This window comes from Aliiroseovarius sp. xm-d-517, from assembly GCF_013283135.1.
In the GTDB taxonomy this organism is placed as follows: domain Bacteria; phylum Pseudomonadota; class Alphaproteobacteria; order Rhodobacterales; family Rhodobacteraceae; genus Aliiroseovarius; species Aliiroseovarius crassostreae.
Genome location: NZ_WBXT01000001.1, coordinates 363,751 through 385,066 on the forward strand (window position 1 = coordinate 363,751; position 21,316 = coordinate 385,066).

General features: G+C 59.6%; 17 protein-coding genes. 7 read left to right on the top strand and 10 right to left on the bottom strand.

The window, feature by feature from the left end:
* Positions 1-34: 34 nt before the first annotated feature.
* Together XMD517_RS01750 and rarD are read left to right on the top strand one after the other, a co-directional pair.
* The gene (locus XMD517_RS01750; protein ID WP_173487297.1) at positions 35-442 is read left to right on the top strand and encodes a GFA family protein; all 408 of its coding nucleotides are present in this window, start codon (positions 35-37) and stop codon (positions 440-442) included.
* Positions 443-572: 130 nt separating this feature from the next.
* On the top strand, positions 573-1,499 hold the full coding sequence (rarD, locus tag XMD517_RS01755; protein ID WP_173487296.1) for an EamA family transporter RarD: 927 nt from the start codon (positions 573-575) through the stop codon (positions 1,497-1,499).
* Here the strand turns inward: rarD and XMD517_RS01760 are convergent.
* Complete coding sequence (locus XMD517_RS01760; protein WP_173487295.1) at positions 1,454-2,035, bottom strand: TIGR00730 family Rossman fold protein; 582 nt, start codon at positions 2,033-2,035, stop codon at positions 1,454-1,456. The two genes, rarD and XMD517_RS01760, sit on opposite strands and share 46 nt — an antisense overlap.
* Positions 2,036-2,285: 250 nt before the next feature.
* Here XMD517_RS01760 and XMD517_RS15650 point away from each other — a divergent pair, with 250 nt between their 5' ends.
* Both XMD517_RS15650 and XMD517_RS01770 read left to right on the top strand, forming a co-directional pair.
* The gene (locus XMD517_RS15650; RefSeq protein ID WP_254449792.1) at positions 2,286-3,683 is read left to right on the top strand and encodes a LysM peptidoglycan-binding domain-containing protein; all 1,398 of its coding nucleotides are present in this window, start codon (positions 2,286-2,288) and stop codon (positions 3,681-3,683) included.
* 114 nt (positions 3,684-3,797) lie between these two features.
* On the top strand, positions 3,798-5,624 hold the full coding sequence (locus tag XMD517_RS01770) for an ABC transporter ATP-binding protein/permease (RefSeq protein WP_173487294.1): 1,827 nt from the start codon (positions 3,798-3,800) through the stop codon (positions 5,622-5,624).
* A 158-nt stretch (positions 5,625-5,782) separates the two neighbouring features.
* Here XMD517_RS01770 and XMD517_RS01775 read toward each other — a convergent pair whose 3' ends face one another.
* Positions 5,783-9,703, bottom strand: coding sequence for an efflux RND transporter permease subunit (locus XMD517_RS01775; RefSeq protein WP_173487293.1), 3,921 nt, complete (start codon positions 9,701-9,703; stop codon positions 5,783-5,785).
* On the bottom strand, positions 9,700-10,944 hold the full coding sequence (locus XMD517_RS01780) for an efflux RND transporter periplasmic adaptor subunit (RefSeq protein WP_173487292.1): 1,245 nt from the start codon (positions 10,942-10,944) through the stop codon (positions 9,700-9,702). Before XMD517_RS01780 ends, XMD517_RS01775 begins: the two co-directional genes overlap by 4 nt.
* 259 nt (positions 10,945-11,203) lie before the next feature.
* Here XMD517_RS01780 and XMD517_RS01785 point away from each other — a divergent pair, with 259 nt between their 5' ends.
* The 3 genes from XMD517_RS01785 (at position 11,204) to der (ending at position 14,769) form a co-directional block, all read left to right on the top strand.
* Positions 11,204-11,836 carry a hypothetical protein gene (locus tag XMD517_RS01785; RefSeq protein ID WP_173487291.1) on the top strand — a complete coding sequence of 211 codons (633 nt, stop codon included), beginning with the start codon at positions 11,204-11,206 and terminating at the stop codon, positions 11,834-11,836.
* 78 nt (positions 11,837-11,914) lie between these two features.
* Positions 11,915-13,261, top strand: a complete 1,347-nt coding sequence (locus XMD517_RS01790; protein WP_371734355.1) for a PQQ-binding-like beta-propeller repeat protein — start codon at positions 11,915-11,917, stop codon at positions 13,259-13,261.
* 47 nt (positions 13,262-13,308) lie between these two features.
* Complete coding sequence (gene der, locus XMD517_RS01795) at positions 13,309-14,769, top strand: ribosome biogenesis GTPase Der (RefSeq protein ID WP_173487289.1); 1,461 nt, start codon at positions 13,309-13,311, stop codon at positions 14,767-14,769.
* Positions 14,770-15,008: 239 nt separating this feature from the next.
* Here the strand turns inward: der and XMD517_RS01800 are convergent, their stop codons facing one another.
* From XMD517_RS01800 to purF, 7 genes are all read right to left on the bottom strand, one after another.
* The gene (locus XMD517_RS01800) at positions 15,009-16,166 is read right to left on the bottom strand and encodes a LysM peptidoglycan-binding domain-containing protein (protein WP_254449882.1); all 1,158 of its coding nucleotides are present in this window, start codon (positions 16,164-16,166) and stop codon (positions 15,009-15,011) included.
* A 127-nt stretch (positions 16,167-16,293) separates the two neighbouring features.
* Entirely contained in the window at positions 16,294-16,950 is a 657-nt protein-coding gene (locus XMD517_RS01805; RefSeq protein WP_173487288.1) for a protein-L-isoaspartate(D-aspartate) O-methyltransferase, read from the bottom strand.
* Complete coding sequence (gene surE, locus XMD517_RS01810; RefSeq protein ID WP_173487287.1) at positions 16,947-17,732, bottom strand: 5'/3'-nucleotidase SurE; 786 nt, start codon at positions 17,730-17,732, stop codon at positions 16,947-16,949. Before surE ends, XMD517_RS01805 begins: the two co-directional genes overlap by 4 nt.
* Positions 17,733-17,864: 132 nt before the next feature.
* Positions 17,865-18,518: an SDR family oxidoreductase gene (locus tag XMD517_RS01815; protein ID WP_173487286.1), complete on the bottom strand. Its 654-nt coding sequence runs from the start codon at positions 18,516-18,518 to the stop codon at positions 17,865-17,867.
* A gap of 70 nt (positions 18,519-18,588) precedes the next feature.
* A complete protein-coding gene (locus XMD517_RS01820; protein WP_173487285.1) occupies positions 18,589-19,074 on the bottom strand; it encodes a DUF1284 domain-containing protein in 486 nt (161 codons plus the stop codon).
* 7 nt (positions 19,075-19,081) lie between these two features.
* On the bottom strand, positions 19,082-19,630 hold the full coding sequence (locus XMD517_RS01825; RefSeq protein WP_173487284.1) for a DUF2199 domain-containing protein: 549 nt from the start codon (positions 19,628-19,630) through the stop codon (positions 19,082-19,084).
* Between the two features lie 60 nt (positions 19,631-19,690).
* Positions 19,691-21,187: an amidophosphoribosyltransferase gene (gene purF / locus XMD517_RS01830; protein WP_254449790.1), complete on the bottom strand. Its 1,497-nt coding sequence runs from the start codon at positions 21,185-21,187 to the stop codon at positions 19,691-19,693.
* Between the last annotated feature and the right edge of the window lie 129 nt (positions 21,188-21,316).

Consider the following 21,316-nt stretch of genomic DNA (forward strand, 5'->3'; position numbering starts at 1 on the left):
CTTTTTGTTTGGTGAGATTGGAAAGGGCAAGGGGATGAGTGATGTGAGAAAAGCGGCCTGTCATTGTGGCGCTGTCCAGTTTGACGTGGTGCTGTCCGAGGCCCTGGACCGGGCCCGGCGCTGTGATTGCAGCCTTTGTCGGATGCGTGGTGCGGTGGCCGTGTCTGCCCCGCTTGATGGCATTCGCATTACCCGTGGGACGGATAGCCTTACCCTCTACCAATTTGGCACAGGTACAGCGAAACATTATTTCTGCAAGATCTGCGGCATCTATACCCACCATCAGCGCCGCTCCAACCCCAATGAATACGGGGTAAATGTCGCCTGTCTGGAAGGGGTCAGCCCGTTCGATTTCCCCGAACTTGTGGTGCATGACGGCGTGAACCACCCCTCAGATGGGGCCAGTGGGATTGCCGGGATCTTGCGCTATTCCAAGAGCTGAGTTTGGGATCGTGCCGTTGAATTCAGGGCAGGGCGGGGTTTTCGCTTGGGATTGGATCCAATCCATGCCATCTTCGCGCAGAATTCACATGTGAAATGCTTTCGTTTTCACCTCTTCCCGGAAAGCCCCAATGCGCGACAGCACCAAAGCCATTATTGCCATTTTGCTGGCCTGCACCATCTGGGGGCTGTCACCGCTTTATTACAAGGCTCTGGCGCATGTTCCTCCGCTGGAACTTCTCAGCCATCGCACGCTCTGGTCGCTTGTCCTGTTCAGCGCGGTTCTGACGCTTCAGCGGCGTTTGCCAGATCTTCTCCATCTGCTTCGTGACCCCCAGGGGGTGTTGCTGGTGGCCATTGCCAGCGTGATGATTTCTGCCAACTGGGGCGGGTTCATCATTTCGATCCAGATCGGAAAGGCGGTCGAGGCCAGCCTGGGCTATTACATCTTCCCGCTGGTGACCGTGCTTTTGGCGCGGATGATCTATGGCGAGGTGCTTGGGCGTGGAAAGCTGGTTGCCATTGGACTGGCGGCTCTGGCCGTGGCCATTCTGACCTTTGGTCTCGGGGTGCCTCCTTGGATTTCACTGTTTCTGGCCAGCACATTTGCCTTTTACGGCGTGATCAAGAAACGGGTGCAGGCCGGGCCGGTTGTTTCAGTTACGGCTGAGGTGCTGCTTTTGGCTCCTCTGGCGCTGATCTGGTTGGCGGGGGTGCATTTGCAGGGCTGGACCGGGCTGTTTGATCGCAATCTGGGGGTGTTTGGCCATGACCTTTTTGACAGCCTGATGTTGATCGGATCCGGGGCCCTGACCGCGGGCCCGCTGATCCTGTTCAGCTATGCGTCAAAGCAGTTGCCCCTGTCCACGGTTGGTGTGGTGCAATATCTGAACCCAAGCCTGCAATTCCTCTGCGCAAGCCTGATTTTTGCCGAACCCGTGACCCGCTGGCATGCCATTGCGCTGCCCCTGATCTGGGCCGCATTGGTGATCTATTCTCTGGCCGCTTTCGGTCAGGAACGCGCACTCAGGCGATCGCGCAAAAGCGCCGTCATCTGATCCACATCATCCGCAACCAGCGTGTTGTCGCGGATGTCAGACCCGGCAAAGCCCTGTGCGATCACATGATCCATCAGGGCAATCAGCGGATCCCAATAGCCGTTGATGTTCAGCAAAATGATCGGTTTGTCGTGCAACCCCAGCTGGCGCCAGGTCAGGACTTCGAAAAACTCGTCCAGTGACCCGGCCCCGCCCGGCAGCACCACAATCGCGTCAGAGTTCATGAACATGACTTTCTTGCGTTCATGCATGTTTTCGGTGACCACAAAGGCGGTCAGATCCCGCTTGCCGACTTCGCGCCCCATCAGATGCACCGGGATCACGCCAAAGGTCTCGGCCCCAGCGGCCTGCGCCGATTTTGCCACCGCCCCCATGATGCCCACATCGCCGGCACCATAGACCAGACGCCAGCCTTCTTTTGCAAGGACCTGCCCCAGTTGGGCTGCGCTGTGTTCAAACGCGGGATCATTGCCCATGCGTGCCCCGCAGAACACGCAGACCGAGGCAGAATAGGTGAGAGCGGCAGAGGTCGACATAGGCATTTCTTTCAATAGATCTTTTGACCGGTGATAACGAGGTTGTTAGGTTTGCTCAAGCGTCACGGCAGGTTTGCCGGACCTTGCGGAAAAGACAAGCCTGCGGCCCTGAAACAGACAGGGTCATGAACGAAAACTGAGGCGGGATATCGGATTGGTATCAGTGCGAAATGCGTAGGCGTTGACAGGTGAAACAACAGGCCAGATCAAAGGAAGGGAAGACCGTTGATCCGGCCATAAGGGGATGAAGATGACTTCAGAGAAAACCTCCGGCACGGGTGCCGGGGCGCTGGTTGGTGGCGGTGCCGCGCTGGCGCTTGTGCTTGTGGCCCTTGGTTGGTGGGTATCGCGCGACACAGGCGCGCCAGCAACGACAGGGGGGCAGCCCCAGATGGTTGCGGAACCGGGGGCGGGCGAAGATACGACCGGCACCACGACAGCGCCCGCCCCGACAGACACGGCGGAGCATCCGGGGACCGACGAGCCAGACCCCGCCGCGCAGGCGCCTCGGTTTGACGTGGTGCGGGTTGATCCCGACGGGGCCGCGGTTATTGCCGGTCAGGCCCCTCCCGGTGCCCGTGTGCAGATCCTTCTGGACGATACGGAGGCGGGGCAGGTTGAGGTGGACAGCAGCGGCAATTTTGTAGCACTCCTGTCGCTGCCCCCATCTGATACCCCCCGCGTCATGAAACTGATGGTCGATGGGCAAGAGCTTCGCAGCTCGGATGAGTCGGTCATCATTGGTCCGATCGCCGCACCGGTTCTGGCCACCGCTGAGCCGGAGCCAGATGCCCCCTCCGCCGCCCCCGAAAATGATCCTTCCGACGATCTTGCACAAAGCGACACTGCCCAGGGCAGCGGGGCGCAAACCGGTTCACCGACAGCGCCTCAGGTGCTGTTGGCGGATCAAGAGGGGATTAAGGTGTTGCAGGACGCCGCAGGTGACACGAATGATGATGAGGACAAGACGGTTCGGATCGACAGCATCGCCTATGATGCGCTCGGAGCGGTCACCCTTGCAGGGCGGTCGGTTGCGGGCGCCACAATTCAGGTCTTTCTGGATGGTGCAGCGCTGATGGACACCACGGTCGGGGAAGACGGGCAATGGCGTATGGACCTGCCTGCAGTGGCTGCGGGGGTTTATGATCTGAGCGTCGAGGCCCGTGATGCGAATGGCACTGTCCTGTCGCGGGTTGAAACCCCGTTCAAACGGGAAGATCCAGCGCAGATCGCCACCCTGTCCTCTGAAGCCACTGACACGCCAGCGCCACAGCCCGTGTCTGCTGCGCAAGCTGGGGCAGGCGCGGACGGGACGGCTTCCTCGCAGAATGCGGATCTGGCCGCGCCCCCGAACAATCAGTCCGCCCCCTTGCCTGAGGCCCAGACGGTCGCAGAAGCAGGGCCCGCGTCGGAGATTGGCGCCAAGGCAGAGCCTGCGCCTGCCACAGATGCAGTTCAGCCGGATCCTGTCCCCTCCCGTCCGCGCCTTGTGACGGTGCAGCCGGGCGCAACCCTTTGGGCCATTGCGCGCGACAATTTGGGGGAAGGGATCCTGTATGTGCAGGTGTTTGATGCCAACCGGGGCAAAATCCGCAACCCGGATCTGATCTATCCCGGTCAGGTGTTCCAGGTGCCTGCGGCAAACTGATCCGGCCGTCACTGGCTTATTTGGTGGGTCCCCCTCGACCTTTGGCAGGGGGGGACCTATGTGTTTGTTTCGCCCATCTTTTGATTTGCCAGGGCGTGAGGAAGAGGGCATTGCATGAGACATAATCACATCACGGCAACAAAAGCCCCGGACAACAGCCTGAGGATCATTCAGCGTGTTCTGCCTTATCTCTGGCCCGAGGGGCAGGGCTGGGTGAAAAACCGGGTCATCTGGGCGATGGCAATGTTGCTGCTGTCCAAGCTGGTCACCGTGGCCACGCCTTTCCTTTACAAAGAAGCGGTGGATGCGCTTGCCAAAGACGCAAGCCCGGCCACCTTGCTTGGTCTGGGGGCGGTTGGGCTGACGCTGGCCTATGGTCTGGCACGGGTGATGGCCAACGGGTTTCAGCAATTGCGTGATGCGATCTTCGCCCGCGTTGGGCAGCGGGCCCTGCGCCAGCTTGCCCTTGAGACGTTTACCCATATTCACCGCCTCTCAATGCGCTATCACATCACGCGCAAGACCGGGGGGCTGAGCCGGATCATTGAGCGTGGGGTGAAAGGGGTCGAGTTCCTTTTGCGGTTCCTTCTGTTTTCCATGGGGCCACTGATCCTTGAACTGGCCATGATCGCCGCAATCCTGTTTTTTGTCTTTGATGTCTGGTATTTGGTCGCCGTTGTTGTGACGATTTGGGCCTATGTAACCTTCACATTCAAAGTCACGGAATGGCGGGTGAAAATCCGCAAAGAGATGAATGAACAGGATACGGACGCCAACCAGAAAGCGATCGACAGCCTGCTCAATTTCGAAACGGTGAAGTATTTCGGCGCCGAAGCGCGAGAGGCAGCCCGTTACGATGTGGCGATGGAGGGGTATGAAAAGGCCGCCCTCAAGACCTCCTATTCTCTGGCCTTTCTCAATTTCGGTCAGGCGCTTCTGATCACCGGTGGTCTGGTGGCGGTCATGGTCATGGCAGCGATCGGGGTGGAACAGGGTCAGCTGACAGTGGGCGATTTCGTCATGGTCAACGCCTATATGATCCAGATCACCATGCCGCTCAATTTCCTCGGCACCGTCTATCGAGAGATCCGCCAGTCTCTGGTGGATATGGGGGAGATGTTTGACTTGCTCGAACAGCCCGCCGAGGTGGTAGACAAACCGGGCGCGCCGGATCTGAAAGTTGAGGGCGCAGCTTTGGAATTTGACAATCTGCAATTTGGCTATGATGCGGAACGACCGATCCTGAAAGGGGTCTCGCTCAAGGCCGGGGCCGGACAGACCGTGGCTATCGTCGGGCCCTCCGGGTCGGGAAAATCCACCATCGGGCGGCTTTTGTTTCGGTTCTACGATGTGAGTGGTGGCGCGCTGAAAATCGACGGGCAGGACGTGCGGGATGTGACGCAGGACAGCCTGCATGACGCAATTGGCGTGGTGCCGCAGGATACGGTCCTGTTCAACGACACGATTTATTACAATATCGCTTACGGAAATCCTGACGCCACGCGTGCCGAGGTTGAGGCCGCCGCAAAAGCGGCAAAGATCCATGATTTTGTCGTCGGCTTGCCCGAAGGCTATGACACGCCTGTCGGTGAGCGGGGATTGAAACTCTCAGGTGGGGAAAAACAACGCGTGGGGATTGCACGCACCTTGTTGAAAAACCCGCCGATCCTGCTTTTGGATGAGGCCACCTCGGCGCTGGATACCCAGACGGAGCGGGATATTCAGGACAGCCTGCGGGAAATGGGGCAGGGGCGCACGGTCATTACCATCGCACACCGTTTGTCGACCATTGCTGACGCGGACCAGATTGTGGTGCTGGAACAGGGGCAAGTGGTCGAGCAGGGCCGCCATGAGGAGCTGTTGGCCCGCGAGGGGCGCTATGCCGCCATGTGGGCCCGTCAAGCCAGCGACAGCGAAGAAGACATAGCTGGCGTGGCGTGATCAGAGATCTCAACCGAGCGTGAAGCCGGGGCAAGGTTCAGTTACGCGGGCCAGTGAAGCGGCCAAAAACAGCCAGACAAAACGGACCAGAAAAAAGGGGCGGATTTTCCGCCCCTTTCTTTTTGACTGCACGCCTGCTTGCTTCGTTAGGACCGGTGTCACTCCGCGGCGCTGCTTCTGGAGGAGGGGGCCTTATCGTTTTCCGGGGTTTCGGTGCCGTCGTCGGTGTCGGTCTGCCCGTCACGCTCTTCCGCCGTGTCCCTCATCACCCGTTGAATGTCGGCGATGCTGGGGGCGACATCACCTTCGCCAGTCCCTGTTTCCGGCGTGTTTTCCAGCTGATCACCGTCCGTCTCGGGCAGGATGTCCGACCAGATCAACTCGTTCAGAGCGGTTTTCCTGGCCGCTTTGCCAAGGGCGGCGTCGCGGGCTTCTGCACCCCGACGATGGGCCAGAGCCCGCAAATCAGAAAGGGAGCGGTAAGCGCCGGCGGAGAGCCACACCCGAAGCGCCAGCATCGAGGGCGTAAAGACCAGTGTCAGAACCGTGGCAATGCCAAGCCCAAAGACCACGGCGGTTGCGAGCTGTTTCCACCAAAGCGCGGTTGGGCTGTCGATGGAATACCCCCCGTCGGCAAAATTCAGTGACAGGCCGAACATCATCGGGGCCAGACCGGCCATGGTGGTGACGGTTGTCAGCAGCACCGGGCGAATGCGGGCCTCGGCCGTGCGGGTGATCGCCTCAATTGGGGGCATGTAGCGCGAATAATCCTGATACGTGTCGATCAGCACGATATTGTTGTTCACCACGATCCCCGCCAGCGCGACGATGCCGGTCCCGGTCATGATGATCGAGAAGGGCTGGCCCATGATCAACATGCCGATCAGAACCCCGGTGGTGGACAGAACCACCGCCAGCAGGACAAGAACCGAGTTGTAAAGGCTGTTGAACTGTGCCAGCAGGATAATGAACATCAAAAACAGGGCGCCGATAAAGGCCTGACCAAGGAAGGCCTGGCTTTCGGCTTCGTCTTCCTGGTCACCTGTCCATTCATAGGTCACACCAGCAGGCAGGCCGGTGGCTTTGATCCAGCTGGTGATGGCGTCGATCCGCTCGGCCGGGGTGACAACAACCCGTTTCAGGTCAGGGTCAGCGGCAATCGCCTTGTCTGCCTCGGCGTTGGTGACAAATTGTTCCCCACCATCGCGGTCAACCAGCTTGACCAGATCATTTGCAACACCGGCTTTCACATCATAATAGCGGCTTTGGTCCACCCGGTCGATTTGCGCCAGGCTGGGGACCGGTTTACGGGTGACGAAATTCGACAATGGCACCAGCCCCGTGGGCGTGCGCAGTTTCAGCGTGTCGAGTGTCGACAGAAGGCGCTGATCTTCGGGCAGGCGCACGCGGATTTCGATCTCTTCATCTGAGCTGTCGACCCGCATTGTGTCCAGCAGGATCCCATTGGTGACCAATTGCACCATGCCGCCAACCGTGGCCACGTTTGTGCCGTAACGCCCCGCTTTCTCCACATCCACATCCATGCGCCAGTCAATGCCGGGCAGGGGCAGGGTATCTTCGATCAGCGTAAGCCCCGGCGTGGCGTTGAACTTGGCCACGGCAGCCTGGGTTGCGGCCCGCAGCGTGGTCCAGTCATCCCCTTTCAGCCGCAGATGCACCGGCTTGGCCGAGGCCGGCCCCCGGTTCAGGTTCAGAACCTCAAACCGAATGCCCGGCAGCTGAGACAGCCGCTTTTCCAACTTTTCCATGACGAAATCGCCGTCATATTCCGGATCGATTTCCACGGTTGTAAACGGGATGACCCCCAAAAGCTTGATGTCTTTTTCGATGAAGGGCCGGTCGGCCCAGGCCACAAGTTCCAGCTGCAACTGGCCAATCGAGTCGCGCGGGCCGGAAGCGCCGCCGGTATTCTGGTTCAACCCGCCTTCTCCGGCGAAGGCAAAGACGGTTTCCACCCCCTTGGTGCCAAGCGCCACGCGCTCCACCTGTCGCACCATGGCGTCTTTCTCTTTAATCGACAGGTTGCCCCGGGCGCGGACATAGACAATTGCCTGCTCGGGTTCGCTATCGGTGAAAAACTCCACCCCTTTGTTATTGTTCGTGAAATAGATAAAGACGGTGCCGACAAGAGTGAAAATAAAGCCAATCACAACCAGCGGCATCACCGGGTTGGCGGCAATGGCATGGATCAGGTAACCCAGCGCCGTGCGCTGGTGCCCGCCCTCGACATGGGCCTCTTTTTTGGGAAAGAGGCGCGTTTTCAGGGCCAGAAAGCGGCGACGTATCCTTTTGAACAGGGCGCTGATGGCAAAAATCACCAAAAGCAGGCTGCCGATCACAAGAGCCGAAAACCCGGCCACGGCCACGAACAGGACAAAGGCGCCGATCAGGCTCGGGACGACCGAAGACAGGATGGCGGTCTGGTCCATTGCGGACAGAAGCCCCATTGCTTTCGTCAGGCTGGCCTGAGCCAGATAGCTGCACAGGATGATCGCGCCGATTGCAATCGGAAACAGCAGGTTGTGGATCCAGAAACGCGCATCCGCAATGTCTCGGACCCGGTCCTGGAACCAGCGTTCAAACCGCCCAAACACGCCGCCCACCACCGGCAGGTAAACCAGTGCCACGAGAAGGGAGGCGGAGAGCACGAAGATGAGTGTTTTCGGCAGCCACCCCATGAATTGCCCAGGGATTCCGGGCCAGAACAACATGGGCAGAAAGGCGCAAAGCGTGGTGGCGGTTGAGCTGACGATCGGCCAGAACATGCGTTTGGCAGCCCTTGTATAGGCCTCCATCGGTCCCACACCTTCACTGATCTTTTTGTCGGCATATTCGACCACCACAATGGCCCCATCCACCAGCATTCCAACCGCGAGGATCAGACCGAACATCACGATATTCGAAATCGTCACATCCAGCACCCCGAACAGGGCAAAGGTCAGCAGAAACGAGGTTGGGATGGCAAACCCGACCAAGAGGGCAGAGCGGATGCCGAGGGCCGCCAGCACCACGATCATCACCAGGGCGATGGCGGTGATCACCGACCCTTCCAGCTGTTTGACCATGCTGTCGACAATAAAGCTCTGGTCGTTGGAGGTGCCCACATGCACCGCCTGCTGCAACTCCTCAGGCCATTGCGCGCTGGCCTTGGCGACCACGTCCCGCACCTGGGCGGCGGTGTCGATCAGGTTGAACCCTTTGCGTTTCACCACCTGCAGCGCCACCGAGTTCTGCCCATTGAAGCGCGCCGTGCCCCGTCGATCTTCGAAGGTCAGCCGGATCGAGGCAAGATCACCCAATGTGACCACACTGTCGCCATTGACCTTCACCGGCAGCGCATAAATATCTTCGATTTCGTCAAAGGAGGACGGGATCTTGATCGCGGCAGAGCCGGTGGCGGTCTTCACGTCCCCGGCCGCAATCAACTGGTTGTTCGATTGCACCACCCGGATCAACTCATCCGCGGTGACATTATAGGCCTCGAGCCGGAGTGGGTCGATTTCGACCTCGACCATCTCATCGCGATACCCGGCAAGAGAGGCCTCCAGCACCGCATCAACCGCTTCCAGCTGATCCTGAAGGTCCTTGGCCACCCGGATCAGGGTGCGCTCCGGCACCGGGCCGGTCAGGTTCACGATGATGATCGGGAATTCCGAAAAATTGATCTCGTTGATGGAGTATTTCTCATACCCATCCGGGAACTTCCCCTCAGCCGTGTTCATGGCGTCGCGCACATCTGCCATGACACGGGTCTTGTCCCAGCCAAATTCAAATTCCAGCGCGATACCGGCATAGTTTTCTGCAGCCGTGCCGGACATGGTCTTAAGCCCGTCAATATCGGCCAGCTCGGTTTCCATGGTGCGCACCAGAAGGCGCTCACTGTCTGCTGCCGAAATTCCGGGGAAGGGGACCGACACAAACAATGCCGGAATTTCGATATCCGGCTCCCCTTCCTTGGGCAGGCTGACATAGGCCAATGTCCCCGCCGCGATGGACAGGATCACAAAGGCAATCACCATGCGGGCGCGGGTTGCGGCCCAGTCGACAATACCAATCATGCGTCTTTGTCCTGCAAGGTGACATCCAAGAGGACATCATCGGTGACATAATGCTGTCCGCTGACAATCACGGTTGCGTGGTCCCCCAACCCGGTGACCCAGACCCCTTCGGGGCTGTCGCGCAGCATTTCGACCTGCGCAAAACCTGCACGTCCCGCATCGGTCACGATACGGACGCCCAGATGCCCGTCATCATCCAATGTCAGCGCGCTTTGCGGCAGAAGATGGGCTTGTCGCCCCGGAGCCGCAATGGCGATTTCAACGGTCCGCCCTTCGCGGAGCCGCTTTTCCCCGTTCTCCGCTTCGATTTCGACCCGGAAGGTGCGGGTTTCCGGATCCGAGCTGTCGGCGACATAGGTTACCACACCTGAAATCTCCTCGCCATTGGCAAGCCGTGCCGTGGCAGGACTGCCCAGACCCACGATATCCACCATCAGCTCAGGTACAAACCCAACCAACCGGATCGGGTTGAGCTGGATGATGCTTGCGCAGGCACTGCCCGGCTGCAGCAAAGCGCCAAGCTCTGCGGTGTCGGTTTCCAATAGACCGCCAAACGGGGCGCGGATCACGGTGCGGTCCAGCTCCCGCAGCGCTGCAGCAGAAGCGGCTTCTGCCGATTGGATTGCGGCAGCAGAGCTGGCGGCCCCGGACTGGGCCGCGACGACGCCCGCTTTGGCCGCTTCGACCTGCGCGCGGACATTGGCAACGCGCGTGTCGGAGGCAAAGCCTTCTTGCGACAGTTTCTCGGCCGCGTTGAGGTTGATCAGGGCTTCATCCAGCCGGGCCTGTGCTTCGTTCACCCTGGCAGCGGCTTCCGGCGCACGGGCACGGGCCTCGGCCAGACGAGCGCGGGCCTCTGCCAGGCTGGTCTCGCGGGTGCCGGGATCAAGTTTGCACAGGATGTCATTTTGCGCGACCGTGCTGCCCTTGTTTGCCCGCTCAGAAATGACCTGGCCTGAAGTTTCTGCCCGGATCTGCACCCGGCGTGACGCTTCGGTGCGCCCCCGCACGACCACTGCGCTTTCGATATCGCGGGCAATCGTTTCGACAGCGATTACGGAAACACCTTTTGCAATGTTACCACCTGACGGTGAAGAGGATGAGGGGGCGGCTTCCTCGACCTGCCCGGCGACCTGTTGCGGTGCAATGCCCATGGCGTCTTTCAGGCTGGTGCGCTGAAAGATCACCAGATAGAGAACGGTGACGACGGCGATGGCGGCAATGACTGGAAAAACGCGCATTTCAGATCCTGTCGGTATATTTATTGTAAACACTATTTTAGGTGAGAAGATAGGAGCGGTGCGTCCCGGGGACAAGCTCTGCGTGTGCTTTTCAGCAAGCAAAATGACGTGGAAATGCAGATCAATAGGGGATATGACGCCTGTCAGGCCGGGTGCCCCTACGGCAACTTCCCCGACTATAAATGGACCTGCCTGATCCCCTTGGCAATTCACCTGCTTTGAGGCAAAAGGGTGCAAGACAAGTTAAAGGACGCATATCGTGAGCAATCCCGAGAATTTCATCGACGAGGTGACCGAAGAGGTCCGCCGAGACAAGCTGTTTGCATTGATGCGGAAATATGGCTGGATTGGTGTGACCGGCGTTCTGCTGCTGGTCGGGGGCGCGGCCTATAATGAATGGTCCAAGGCGCAGGCGCAGGCCAAGGCCGAGGCTGTAGGCGATGCCATTCTGGCGGCGGAAGAACTCGAAGATCGGGCGGCGCGGGCCAAAATGTTGCAAGGGGTTGCAGTCGAAGGGGATGCCAAGGCGGTTCTGTCTCTTCTGGCTGCTGATGCCGAGGAGGGGGGGACCTCTCTGGAACGCCTTGTTCAGGATGCATCCCTGCCCAAGGTCTATCGGGATCTTGCAGCTTTGAAACTGGTCATGCAGGCAGGCACGGACATGGAGCCGCAACAGGCGGCAGAACATCTGGAGCCGCTTTTGGTGGCCGGGGCGCCCTTCCGTGTCATGGCAGAAGAGCAGATGGCGCTGGTCGAACTGGCTCAGGGGCAAAAAGACGCTGCAATTTCCCGCCTTCAGACATTGCTGAGCGACGAAGAAGCATCTCGGGCCTTGCGTCAGCGCGCCTCTCAGTTGATTGTAGCCTTGGGCGGGGTGCCGGAGGCGTCCTGATCCGGGGCTGGCATGCGAATAACATAGCCGCATTGCCTTGATTTGATAATGATAAGAAGTGTTTCGGGGGAAGTTAAGGTGAAGCTGAAGACAAGCACCGGCATTATGGTGGCCCTTGGTCTGTTGGCGGCCTGTTCGCCACCCGAATATATCCTGCCAGGTCAGCGAGAAGCCCTGCGCAGTCCCAACGTGGCGGTGGTGGAAGATGCCGCCGAAACGGCTGCGACTGAGCAGGAAGAGGTGACGCCGGACAATGTGTCGGCCCCGATCGCGCTCCCCAAACAGGTCAATCATGCGAGCTGGACGCATATTGGTGGCAATGTCACCCATCAGGTGCAGCACCCCGCATTGGCCGCCAGCCCACAATTGGTCTGGGCGGCAGATATCGGCCAGGGCAATGATCGCAAACACCGTATTACGGCGGAACCGGTTATCCTTGACGGGCGTATCTTTACGCTCGACAGCCGCGCGCTGGTTGTCGCAACCTCAGGCGCGGGGGAAACGCTATGGACCCGTGACCTGACCCCAGCAACGGATAGTTCTGACGATGCGTCCGGAGGCGGGCTGGCTGTTGCCGGGAACCTCCTGTTCGTCACGTCTGGCTTTGGCACGCTGACCGCTCTTGATACCGCGACCGGTGAGGTGAAATGGCAGCAGGAGCTTGCAGCGCCCGCCCACGGGGCGCCATCCGTGCATGGCGGCATCGTCTACGTCACGACAAGGGATGACATTGCCTGGGCGGTTGAGGCGAAAACCGGCAAGGTGAAGTGGCGTGAAAGCGGCACCCCCAGCCCGGACGGGATCACCGGAACCTCAAGTCCTGCCGTCACCGACCGCCTGGTCATCTGGCCCTTCGCGTCAGGAGAGATCGTGGCCACCCTTCCCAAAGGCGGAACCCGCACATGGGACGCGCTGGTAACCGGCGAACGGGCCGGGCGGGGCTATGCGCTGATCAATGATATCTCGGCAGCCCCCGTCGTGCAGGGCAATGTGATCTATGTTGGCAATCCGGTTGGCCGCAGCTTTGCGTTGTCCCTGTCTGGCAAACGCCTTTGGACGGCCACCGAGGGGGCGATTAGCCCGATCTGGGTTTCCGGCGGTTCGGCCTTCCTGATCTCGGATGAGGCAAAACTTGTGCGTCTGGATGCCACAAGCGGCGAACGGATCTGGTCGGTGGATCTGCCTTATTTCACCAAGGAAAAAGTCAAGAAACGCAAGGCGATTTACGCCCATTACGGGCCGGTCCTTGCAGGTGGCAAGCTCTGGGTGACCTCCTCTGATGCGGTGATGCGCGGCTTTGATCCGGTTGATGGCAGTCTGGTCAGCAGCATCGCATTGCCCGCAGGGGCTGCGACACGTCCGGCGATTGTCAACGGGGTTGCCTATGTCGTGTCGCGTGATGGTCAACTTCTGGCTTTGCGCTGAGTGAAAAACCGTGTATGCGGGGCGCTTGATGTGACCCGGAGTCCGATATGAGCTTTACCCTCGCCATTGTGGGCCGCCCGAATGTGGGCAAATCTACCCTGTTCAACCGACTGGTCGGCAAGCGCCTTGCGCTGGTCGATGACCAGCCCGGTGTGACCCGCGACCTGCGTGAAGGCGAGGCGCGGCTGGGGGATCTGCGCTTTACCGTGATTGACACGGCGGGGTTGGAAGAGGCCACGGATGAAAGCCTTCAGGGGCGGATGCGCCGCCTGACGGAGCGCGCCGTGGAAATGGCCGATGCCTGCCTGTTCATTGTCGATGCGCGGGCCGGGCTTTTGCCGGCTGATGAAGTGTTTGCCGATATCCTGCGCCGCAAGAATGCCCATGTGATCCTTGCGGCAAACAAGGCGGAAGGGAAGGCGGCAGATGCGGGCTATCTCGAAGCCTATGCGCTGGGGCTGGGTGAACCGATCCGCATGTCAGGTGAGCATGGCGAAGGCATGGGGGAGCTGTTGGCTGCCCTTGATCCGATTGCGAAGCAATTTGAGGAGCGCGCCGCGGAGACAGCTCCGGAAACCGATGTGGATGTTGTCGATGGCGAAGAGGATGACGGTCCGCGCCAGCCCACCGTGGAACGCCCCTTGCAAGTGGCGGTCATTGGCCGGCCCAATGCCGGGAAATCCACGCTGATCAACCAGCTCATCGGCGAGGAGCGGCTGCTCACCGGTCCCGAGGCCGGGATCACACGCGATTCCATTTCGCTGCGGTTCAACTGGGGCGATACCCCCACGCGGATCTTTGACACCGCCGGGATGCGAAAGCGGGCCAAGGTTCAGGAAAAGCTGGAAAAACTGTCTGTTTCAGACGGGCTTCGCGCGGTGAAATTCGCCGAGGTGGTGGTGGTCATGCTGGATGCGGCCATCCCGTTCGAACAGCAGGACCTGCGCATTGCCGACCTCGCGGAACGCGAAGGGCGGGCGGTTGTTGTTGCGATCAACAAATGGGATGTGGAGCCGGAAAAACAGGAAAAACTCAAAGAGTTGAAAGAGGCTTTTGCCCGCCTGTTGCCGCAGCTTCGCGGTGCTCCTCTTGTGACAATTTCAGCAAAGACCGGCAAAGGGATGGAGCGCCTGCGCGAGGCGGTTCTGCGCGCGCATGCGATCTGGAACACCCGTATCCGCACCTCACATCTGAACGGCTGGCTGTCGGAAATGATCGAGGCGCACCCGCCTCCCGCCCCCGGCGGACGTCGTATCAAACTGCGTTATATGACCCAGGTCAAAGCACGCCCGCCAGCCTTTGTTGTGATGTGCTCGCACCCGGATAAGCTGCCTGAAAGCTACACCCGATACCTGGTGAACGGGTTGCGCGAGGATTTTGACATGCCCGGCACGCCGATCCGGCTGACCATGCGCGGGCAAGGGGACAAGAACCCCTACAAGAACCGGAAGAAATCCACGCCTTCCCGGCTGCGCAAGCACCTTGGGAAAGGCCGCGCTGACGAATAAAGTGTTTCGCCTTATTATTGAGACGCAATAATGAGGCGAAACGCTCGAAATCTACTGATGTTGCGGGCGTTTCCCGAAACAGGCTCGGGTCTTCGCGCATTTTCCGCCCAAAGCCCCGACAAAAGAAAAGAGGCCCGCCAAAAGCGCGCCTCTTTTTTTCTTGCCTCCCACATTCCAGAGGACCTTGAAGATGAGATGGGCAAACCGCCTACTTCTTCAAGGCCTTGTGGGGCTGCAGGTTAATTCAGGTAAAGCATCGGATCGACCGGATCCGTTCCTTTAAAGACCAGGAACTGAATGGCGTTATACTGGTTTTTCGTGGCCTTTGCGATCTGCTGGCCGCGTTTCACCTTCTGTCCTTTCTGAACCGAAATGCCTTCGATGAAACTATAGGCGGTCTGGGTGTTATCCCCGTGATCAATCACCACAATCTCCTCGCCTTCCACGTCTTTCGACACAAGGCGCACAGTGCCCGAGGAGGCCGCTTTGACAGCGTCGCCGGGTTTGGCTGAGATGAGGATATAGCCCGCCTTGTCCGCGTCAAACAGGCTGGTCACTTTGCCGGCAACCGGCAGGACCATCTTTGAGGAGGACGCACTTGTGCGTTGATCTTTCATGTCCGGCGACGGGGGTGTCGCGGCCGGTTTCGCCTGGGACGGCTTTTCGTCCGGCAGCGGCTGCGATGCAGACGGCGGGGTGGGGGTCGGGCTGCCCTGGCCGGGTTTGCTGACCTGGGTGGCTGCGGCGGTCGCCTGCACTTTCACCGGGATCAGCAGGAACTGTCCTTCGCGCACGGCCAGATCTGCGCCAAGACCATTCCAATCGGCAAGCGAGCGGACGGAGACCTGATAGAGACGTGCAATCGAATAAGCCGTCTCGCCGCGCTCAACACGGTGGCGCAGCGGCTCTTCACCGCTGAGGGACGCGGGCGGGCTTGTGGAGGCAACGGCACGGTTGGCGCCAGAGGGAGAGCGGTCAATGGCATCTCCGGCCAATGTCTGGATGTCAATCTGCCCGCCGGGTTGGATCACACCGGTTGATGGCTCGGCCACACGACGGGGCAGGGCCAGAAGCTCGTCCCGGTTCAGGGGGGTGTTTGCGTCGATCCCATTGTAGCGGGCCAGTTCGTCCGCCGGGAGCCCGATCCGTTTGGCCACGTCGGTCACCGTGTCCCCCCGGCGTGCAAGCGCCACCTGATAGGTCGGATAGGCGATCACGCCGCGCGCGTCGGGTTCAGGGCGTGGGGCGGTCCTGGCATTCTGGGCGGCTGCAGCGGTTGACAGGCTGTTATGGGCTGGGCGCAGGTCAAAGTCGAACCCGTCGGTGCAGGCAGTTGTTACGGCAACCATGCCAACAATCGGAAGGCCGCGCATGATCCTCATGGGGCGTCGTTTCATTGCTCTTGTCCTCAATCATCGGCCCGTTTGGACCTGTTTATGTGCCCAGAGGGCGAGTGGCGTACCCTCTGCCGGGGTTTTGCCACGGGAGTGTTTGCTTTGCGGCCCCGTTTTTCCCGGGGGCTCGCTATTCCTGCCCCAACCCTTCCAACAGGGGCACGAAACGCACCGGCAACAGTTCGTCATAGTCAAACCCATCCTCAAGGCGTGTCACCTTGATCAGGCTCTGGACCGTGTCCGACTGTCCCACCGGCACAATCATGATACCGCCGATTGCCAGCTGCGCCAAGAGGGGGCTGGGCGGGTCTTCCGCCGCGGCCGTGACAATGATGCGGTCAAAAGGCGCCTGGTCCGGCAGGCCGCGGGACCCATCCCCGGTAATGGCGGTGATATTGTGCAGGTCCTGTGCTTCAAAGATCTGCCGGGCCTCCTGCACCAGACGTCTGTGCCGGTCGATCGTATAGACCCGGCGGGCGAGACGCGACAGGATGGCGGCCTGGTAACCGGATCCGGTGCCAATTTCGAGCACCTTGTCGCGCGGGGTGATCCGGGCGGCCTGCGTCATCAACCCCACCACTGACGGCTGTGAAATTGTCTGTCCGCAGGCAATTGGCAACGGCATGTCTTCATAGGCGCGTTCGGTGAAAATACCGCGCACAAAGGGGCCACGGTCAATTTCTTCCATCGCTGTCAGGACGCGGGGATCCGTCACACCCTTTGTGCGCAACGCGAAAAGAAACTGCATCTTGCGCTCTGCATCCATGCCATTGCCGGGGGAGGTCATGAAAACAGGTCCTTTACCCGGGACAAATGGTCATGTGCGGTCAGGTCAGCGCGCATCGGCGTGACCGAAACATAGCCTGCGAGGTTTTCCGTCACATCCATCTCGGGGTCGGACGGGGTGGCCTGCGGGCCGCCCTTGATCCAGAGGAACTGTCGACCGGACGGGCTTTGATGCGGTTCGGCTGAGAACATGGCGTCGTGACGCCAGCCCTGCGGCGCGGCTTTCACCCCCAGAACGTTCGCGGCGCTCACCGGGGGGAAATTCACGTTGTAGAAGATCTTGTAGTTTTCCTGCGCATCCCAGGGGCCATCTTGCAACAGCTTGCGCACAATCTCTGCGCCATGGGCGCTGGCGGCATCGAATACGCTGTCCAACCCCTTGGTGCCCGCCCCCATATACTGGCTGAGCGCAATTGCCGGCAGGCCCTGAAGGGCCGCTTCCATCGCTGCGCCCAATGTGCCCGAGTAAAGGGCGTTTTCGGCAGAATTATTGCCCCGGTTTACCCCGGAAATCACCAGATCAGGGCGCTCGGGCAGGACGTGGTGCAGGGCGGCCAGAACGCAATCGGCGGGGCTGCCTTCTGCGGCAAAGCGCCGGGGCCCGTGCTGGGCCACCATGAACGGGTGGGTGTATGAGATGCAGTGGCCAACCCCGGATTGCTCAAAGGCAGGGGCCACGATCCAGACCTCGCCATCGGGGCCGGCAATCTCTTTTGCAATGGCTTCGGCCACTTTCAGACCGGGCGCGTTGATGCCGTCGTCATTGGTGATGAGAATGCGCATGTTTGTCCCCGATTTGCCGTTCAGTCATAAAAACAATGCCTGCCCCTCATTAGGGCAGGCAGGGAAAAGCGGCAATTGTTTTCAGAATTTGCGCGGCGATATGTGCTTTTCGGGACTCAGGTCGGGAACCGGTTAGGCCAGCCCCACCTCGGCAAGAATGCGGCGGCTTTCATCCTCGACATGTGCCAGGGCGTTGCGATCTTCGCCCGGGTAAAACCGGGTGCGCATTGTTGTGGCCAGTGGTTGCGGCTTTGCCACCACCACGTTCGGGCCAAGCCGAGAGGTCTCAGACGCCCAGCTGTTCACCATTGCCATCTGTGCGGCCTTGGTGGCGCCGTAGCCTGCAAAAAAGCTCTCTCCCGCGTGATCGTCGTGGAAAAACAATGCGGTGCTTTCATCCGTCAGCAGCGGGTTAACCATATGGATCAGGATCCGCGTGGCCTCGACATTGGTTTGCCACGCCCGGTTCCACCCCTTGTCATCAAGATCAGTGGTTGGCATCAGGGCCGGGCCATAGATTGCGGTATGCGCCCAGGTGTCCACTTTGCCCCAGCGGTCATGGATCGACCGGCACAGATGGGCCATCGCGCCCTTGTCGGTCACATCCAGCGGTGCCAGCGTGGCACTGCCGCCTGCCGCCTGGATCCTGTCGTCAAGCTCTTCCAGCGCGCCTGTGGTGCGGCCCACGGCCATCACGTGATGGGTCTTTGACAGCTCCAGCGCCAAGGCGGCGCCGAGCCCACGGGAGGCGCCGGTGACCAGCGCGATTTTCTTGGTCTCAGTCATGGTTGACCTGTAGCGTTCAGGTTCTGGAATGTCGAGGGGGCCAACACGATCTTGTCTCATTGGGCCTGTGTCATTTCGCCCGCTCCTGCGTCGCCTTCTGACTCGAGGGGGCCAGCGGACGCACCCCGTCATCTTCCAGATCCAACCGGTCATGCAGATCGCGAAGCGCGGTTTCACACAGACCGTAGCTGAGCCATTGGCACCCCGCGCAGATCGTGTTCAGGTCGCGTGGGCGGACCTTGCGGTGGATGGTTGCCTCGGCCTCGCCCCAGGTCAGGGTCTGGCCATAGCGCAGATCCAGCGCGGCCAGATGCTGGCGGTCCAGCGCCTCGATCCCCTCCTGGTTTTGGCATTTGGTGTCGATGCGTTTGGGGCAGGGGCCACAAATGTCATCTGTGTGTCGGATCACTTCAATCTCGACCTGATCACCGCCGTCTGCCCGCAGGCGCCCATTGACGATCGCGTCCATATTGGCGGTGAACCCATCCGAATAGCCCTTGCCCTGAAAGCCAAGGGAGCAGAGGAAATGATGCGGGCGAAAGCGTAGCTTGGTCATTGGGCAATCAGTGTAGCTTGTTTCGCTCAAAAGGGCGATGCCCATAGCTTTCTAACCAATCCAGAAGTGTATCTACATCCAATCCCAATTTCTGGATCGTAAAAAGCGGGTGCTCTTCATCGGTAACGAAAAGTTTTGGACGCTGAGCATGTTCCTGAAATTCCATTCGGCACAACGCATGTTTGTCTTCTGTGGCAGGGATCGCATTACAAAGCCAACTGTCCGCAGACCCCATTTCATATGTGCGTCTTTCATCAAACAATTCGACGTAGCGATCAAAGTTGGTTTGGCTCAGTGACCCCCAACACCCGAACAGAAAGACTTCATCGGAACCCTGAATTGGGAACTCAATCGTTGATCTTATGAATCGATGTGGACCGTGGCGGCAGAAATCCTCAGTTAAGATATCGTCATCGTCCAGAAGCAGAGAGGAATTCTCACTGTATTCTGTTACGGGCCCTAAAAAGCTTGGTCCTACAGCTGCCAAACTGAGCAAGGAGGCGTTTAACCGACCACAGCAAGCACATTTTGACGTGCCATCGGTCAGAAATTGCAATCTTGGATCTGCCGTGTGGTCGGGTTCGCTGGAGCTATCTTTTCGCCGCCAAAACAAAGATCACTCCGCCGCCGCCATTTTGAACCCCTGTTCAATCTTGTCCGAAGGCGTGACCGGATATTCGCCAGAGAAGCAGGCGTCGCAATATTGCGGGCAGCTTTTCTTGCGACCGTCGGCCTCTCCCACCGCGCGGTAAAGCCCATCGAGAGAGATGAATTTCAGGCTGTTGACCTTGAGGTGTTCACACATTTCCTCTTCGCTCATTGTCGCGGCAAGAAGTTTCTCGCGTTCCGGCGTATCGACCCCATAGAAGCAGGGCCAGGCAGTGGGCGGAGAGGCAATGCGGAAATGCACTTCCTTGGCGCCTGCATCCAGGAACATGTCCTTGATCTTGCGGGTTGTGGTCCCGCGCACAACGCTGTCATCGACCAGGATCACCCGTTTGCCCTTGATCAGCGCACGGTTGACGTTGAGTTTGAGGCGGACCCCCATGTTACGGATCGCATCGGTGGGCTCGATAAAGGTGCGGCCCATATATTGGTTGCGGATAATGCCCATTGCGTAAGGGATGCCGCTTTCCTGGCTATAGCCAATCGCAGATGGCACGCCGCTGTCCGGCACCGGGCAGACCAGATCTGCGTCCACTGCGGCTTCGCGGGCCAGTTCCACACCGATCTGACGGCGGGTTTCATAGACCGAGCGCCCTCCGATGATCGAGTCGGGGCGCGAGAAATAGACATGTTCGAAGATGCAGAATTTTGATGGCTGCGGTCGGAAGGGGAACCGGCTTTCCACCTCACCATCCGAGATCACCACCATTTCACCCGGTTCGATTTCACGCACCAGTTCCGCGCCGATAATGTCCAGTGCACAGCTTTCAGACGACAGGACCCATCCGTCGCCCAAGCGGCCCAGCACAAGCGGGCGCACCCCATGCGGATCACGCACCCCAATCAGCTTGGTGCGGGTCATGGCGACCACCGAAAACGCGCCCTCAACCCGGCGCAGTGCGTCCTCAAGCCGTTCGGAGATATTGCGTTGCAGCGAACGGGCCATCAGGTGGATGATGCATTCACTGTCCGAGGAGCTTTGGAAAATCGACCCGCGGTCGATCAGCTCGCGGCGCAGCGCGTGGGCATTGGTGATGTTGCCATTATGGGCAATGGCGGCGCCGCCCATGGAAAACTCGCCAAAGAAGGGCTGAACATCGCGGATCACCGCCCCTTTGGAGCCGGCGGTGGAATAGCGCACATGACCGATCGCAATCGGACCGGGCAGGTGTTTCATCACGCTTTCTTTGGTGAAATTGTCCCGGACATAGCCGAAACGACGGGCCGAGTTGAACCCTTCTTCCGGGTCATGACAGACAATGCCGCCAGCCTCCTGTCCACGGTGCTGCAGAGCGTGCAGGCCAAGGGCGACGAAATTGGACGCGTCCTGCAAACCAATGACGCCAAAGACGCCGCATTCTTCCTTTAGTTTCTCATCATCAAACGGATGGGCAAGAAACGGCTTCATCTGATCCTTGGAAGGGCAGGCGGCGGGCGGTTTGGACATCTCAGTCTCCGATTCCGTGGCGTTGGCTTCCTCATAGTGGGTGAAAAGCGTCCTGTCACGAAACTATCATATTCAGGAGGCGATTTCTTAACATGAGAGGGAGGCCGAAGGGCCGGGGCGTTGTTTATG

Bases quoted from the DNA above. Each gene is read 5' to 3' on its own strand.
- XMD517_RS01750 (WP_173487297.1), top strand. From the start codon at position 35: ATGAGTGATGTGAGAAAAGCGGCCTGTCATTGTGGCGCTGTCCAGTTT.
- rarD (WP_173487296.1), top strand. From the start codon at position 573: ATGCGCGACAGCACCAAAGCCATTATTGCCATTTTGCTGGCCTGCACC.
- XMD517_RS01760 (WP_173487295.1), bottom strand. From the start codon at position 2,035: ATGTCGACCTCTGCCGCTCTCACCTATTCTGCCTCGGTCTGCGTGTTC.
- XMD517_RS15650 (WP_254449792.1), top strand. From the start codon at position 2,286: ATGACTTCAGAGAAAACCTCCGGCACGGGTGCCGGGGCGCTGGTTGGT.
- XMD517_RS01770 (WP_173487294.1), top strand. From the start codon at position 3,798: ATGAGACATAATCACATCACGGCAACAAAAGCCCCGGACAACAGCCTG.
- XMD517_RS01775 (WP_173487293.1), bottom strand. From the start codon at position 9,703: ATGATTGGTATTGTCGACTGGGCCGCAACCCGCGCCCGCATGGTGATT.
- XMD517_RS01780 (WP_173487292.1), bottom strand. From the start codon at position 10,944: ATGCGCGTTTTTCCAGTCATTGCCGCCATCGCCGTCGTCACCGTTCTC.
- der (WP_173487289.1), top strand. From the start codon at position 13,309: ATGAGCTTTACCCTCGCCATTGTGGGCCGCCCGAATGTGGGCAAATCT.
- XMD517_RS01800 (WP_254449882.1), bottom strand. From the start codon at position 16,166: ATGAAACGACGCCCCATGAGGATCATGCGCGGCCTTCCGATTGTTGGC.
- XMD517_RS01805 (WP_173487288.1), bottom strand. From the start codon at position 16,950: ATGACCTCCCCCGGCAATGGCATGGATGCAGAGCGCAAGATGCAGTTT.
- surE (WP_173487287.1), bottom strand. From the start codon at position 17,732: ATGCGCATTCTCATCACCAATGACGACGGCATCAACGCGCCCGGTCTG.
- XMD517_RS01815 (WP_173487286.1), bottom strand. From the start codon at position 18,518: ATGACTGAGACCAAGAAAATCGCGCTGGTCACCGGCGCCTCCCGTGGG.
- XMD517_RS01820 (WP_173487285.1), bottom strand. From the start codon at position 19,074: ATGACCAAGCTACGCTTTCGCCCGCATCATTTCCTCTGCTCCCTTGGC.
- purF (WP_254449790.1), bottom strand. From the start codon at position 21,187: ATGTCCAAACCGCCCGCCGCCTGCCCTTCCAAGGATCAGATGAAGCCG.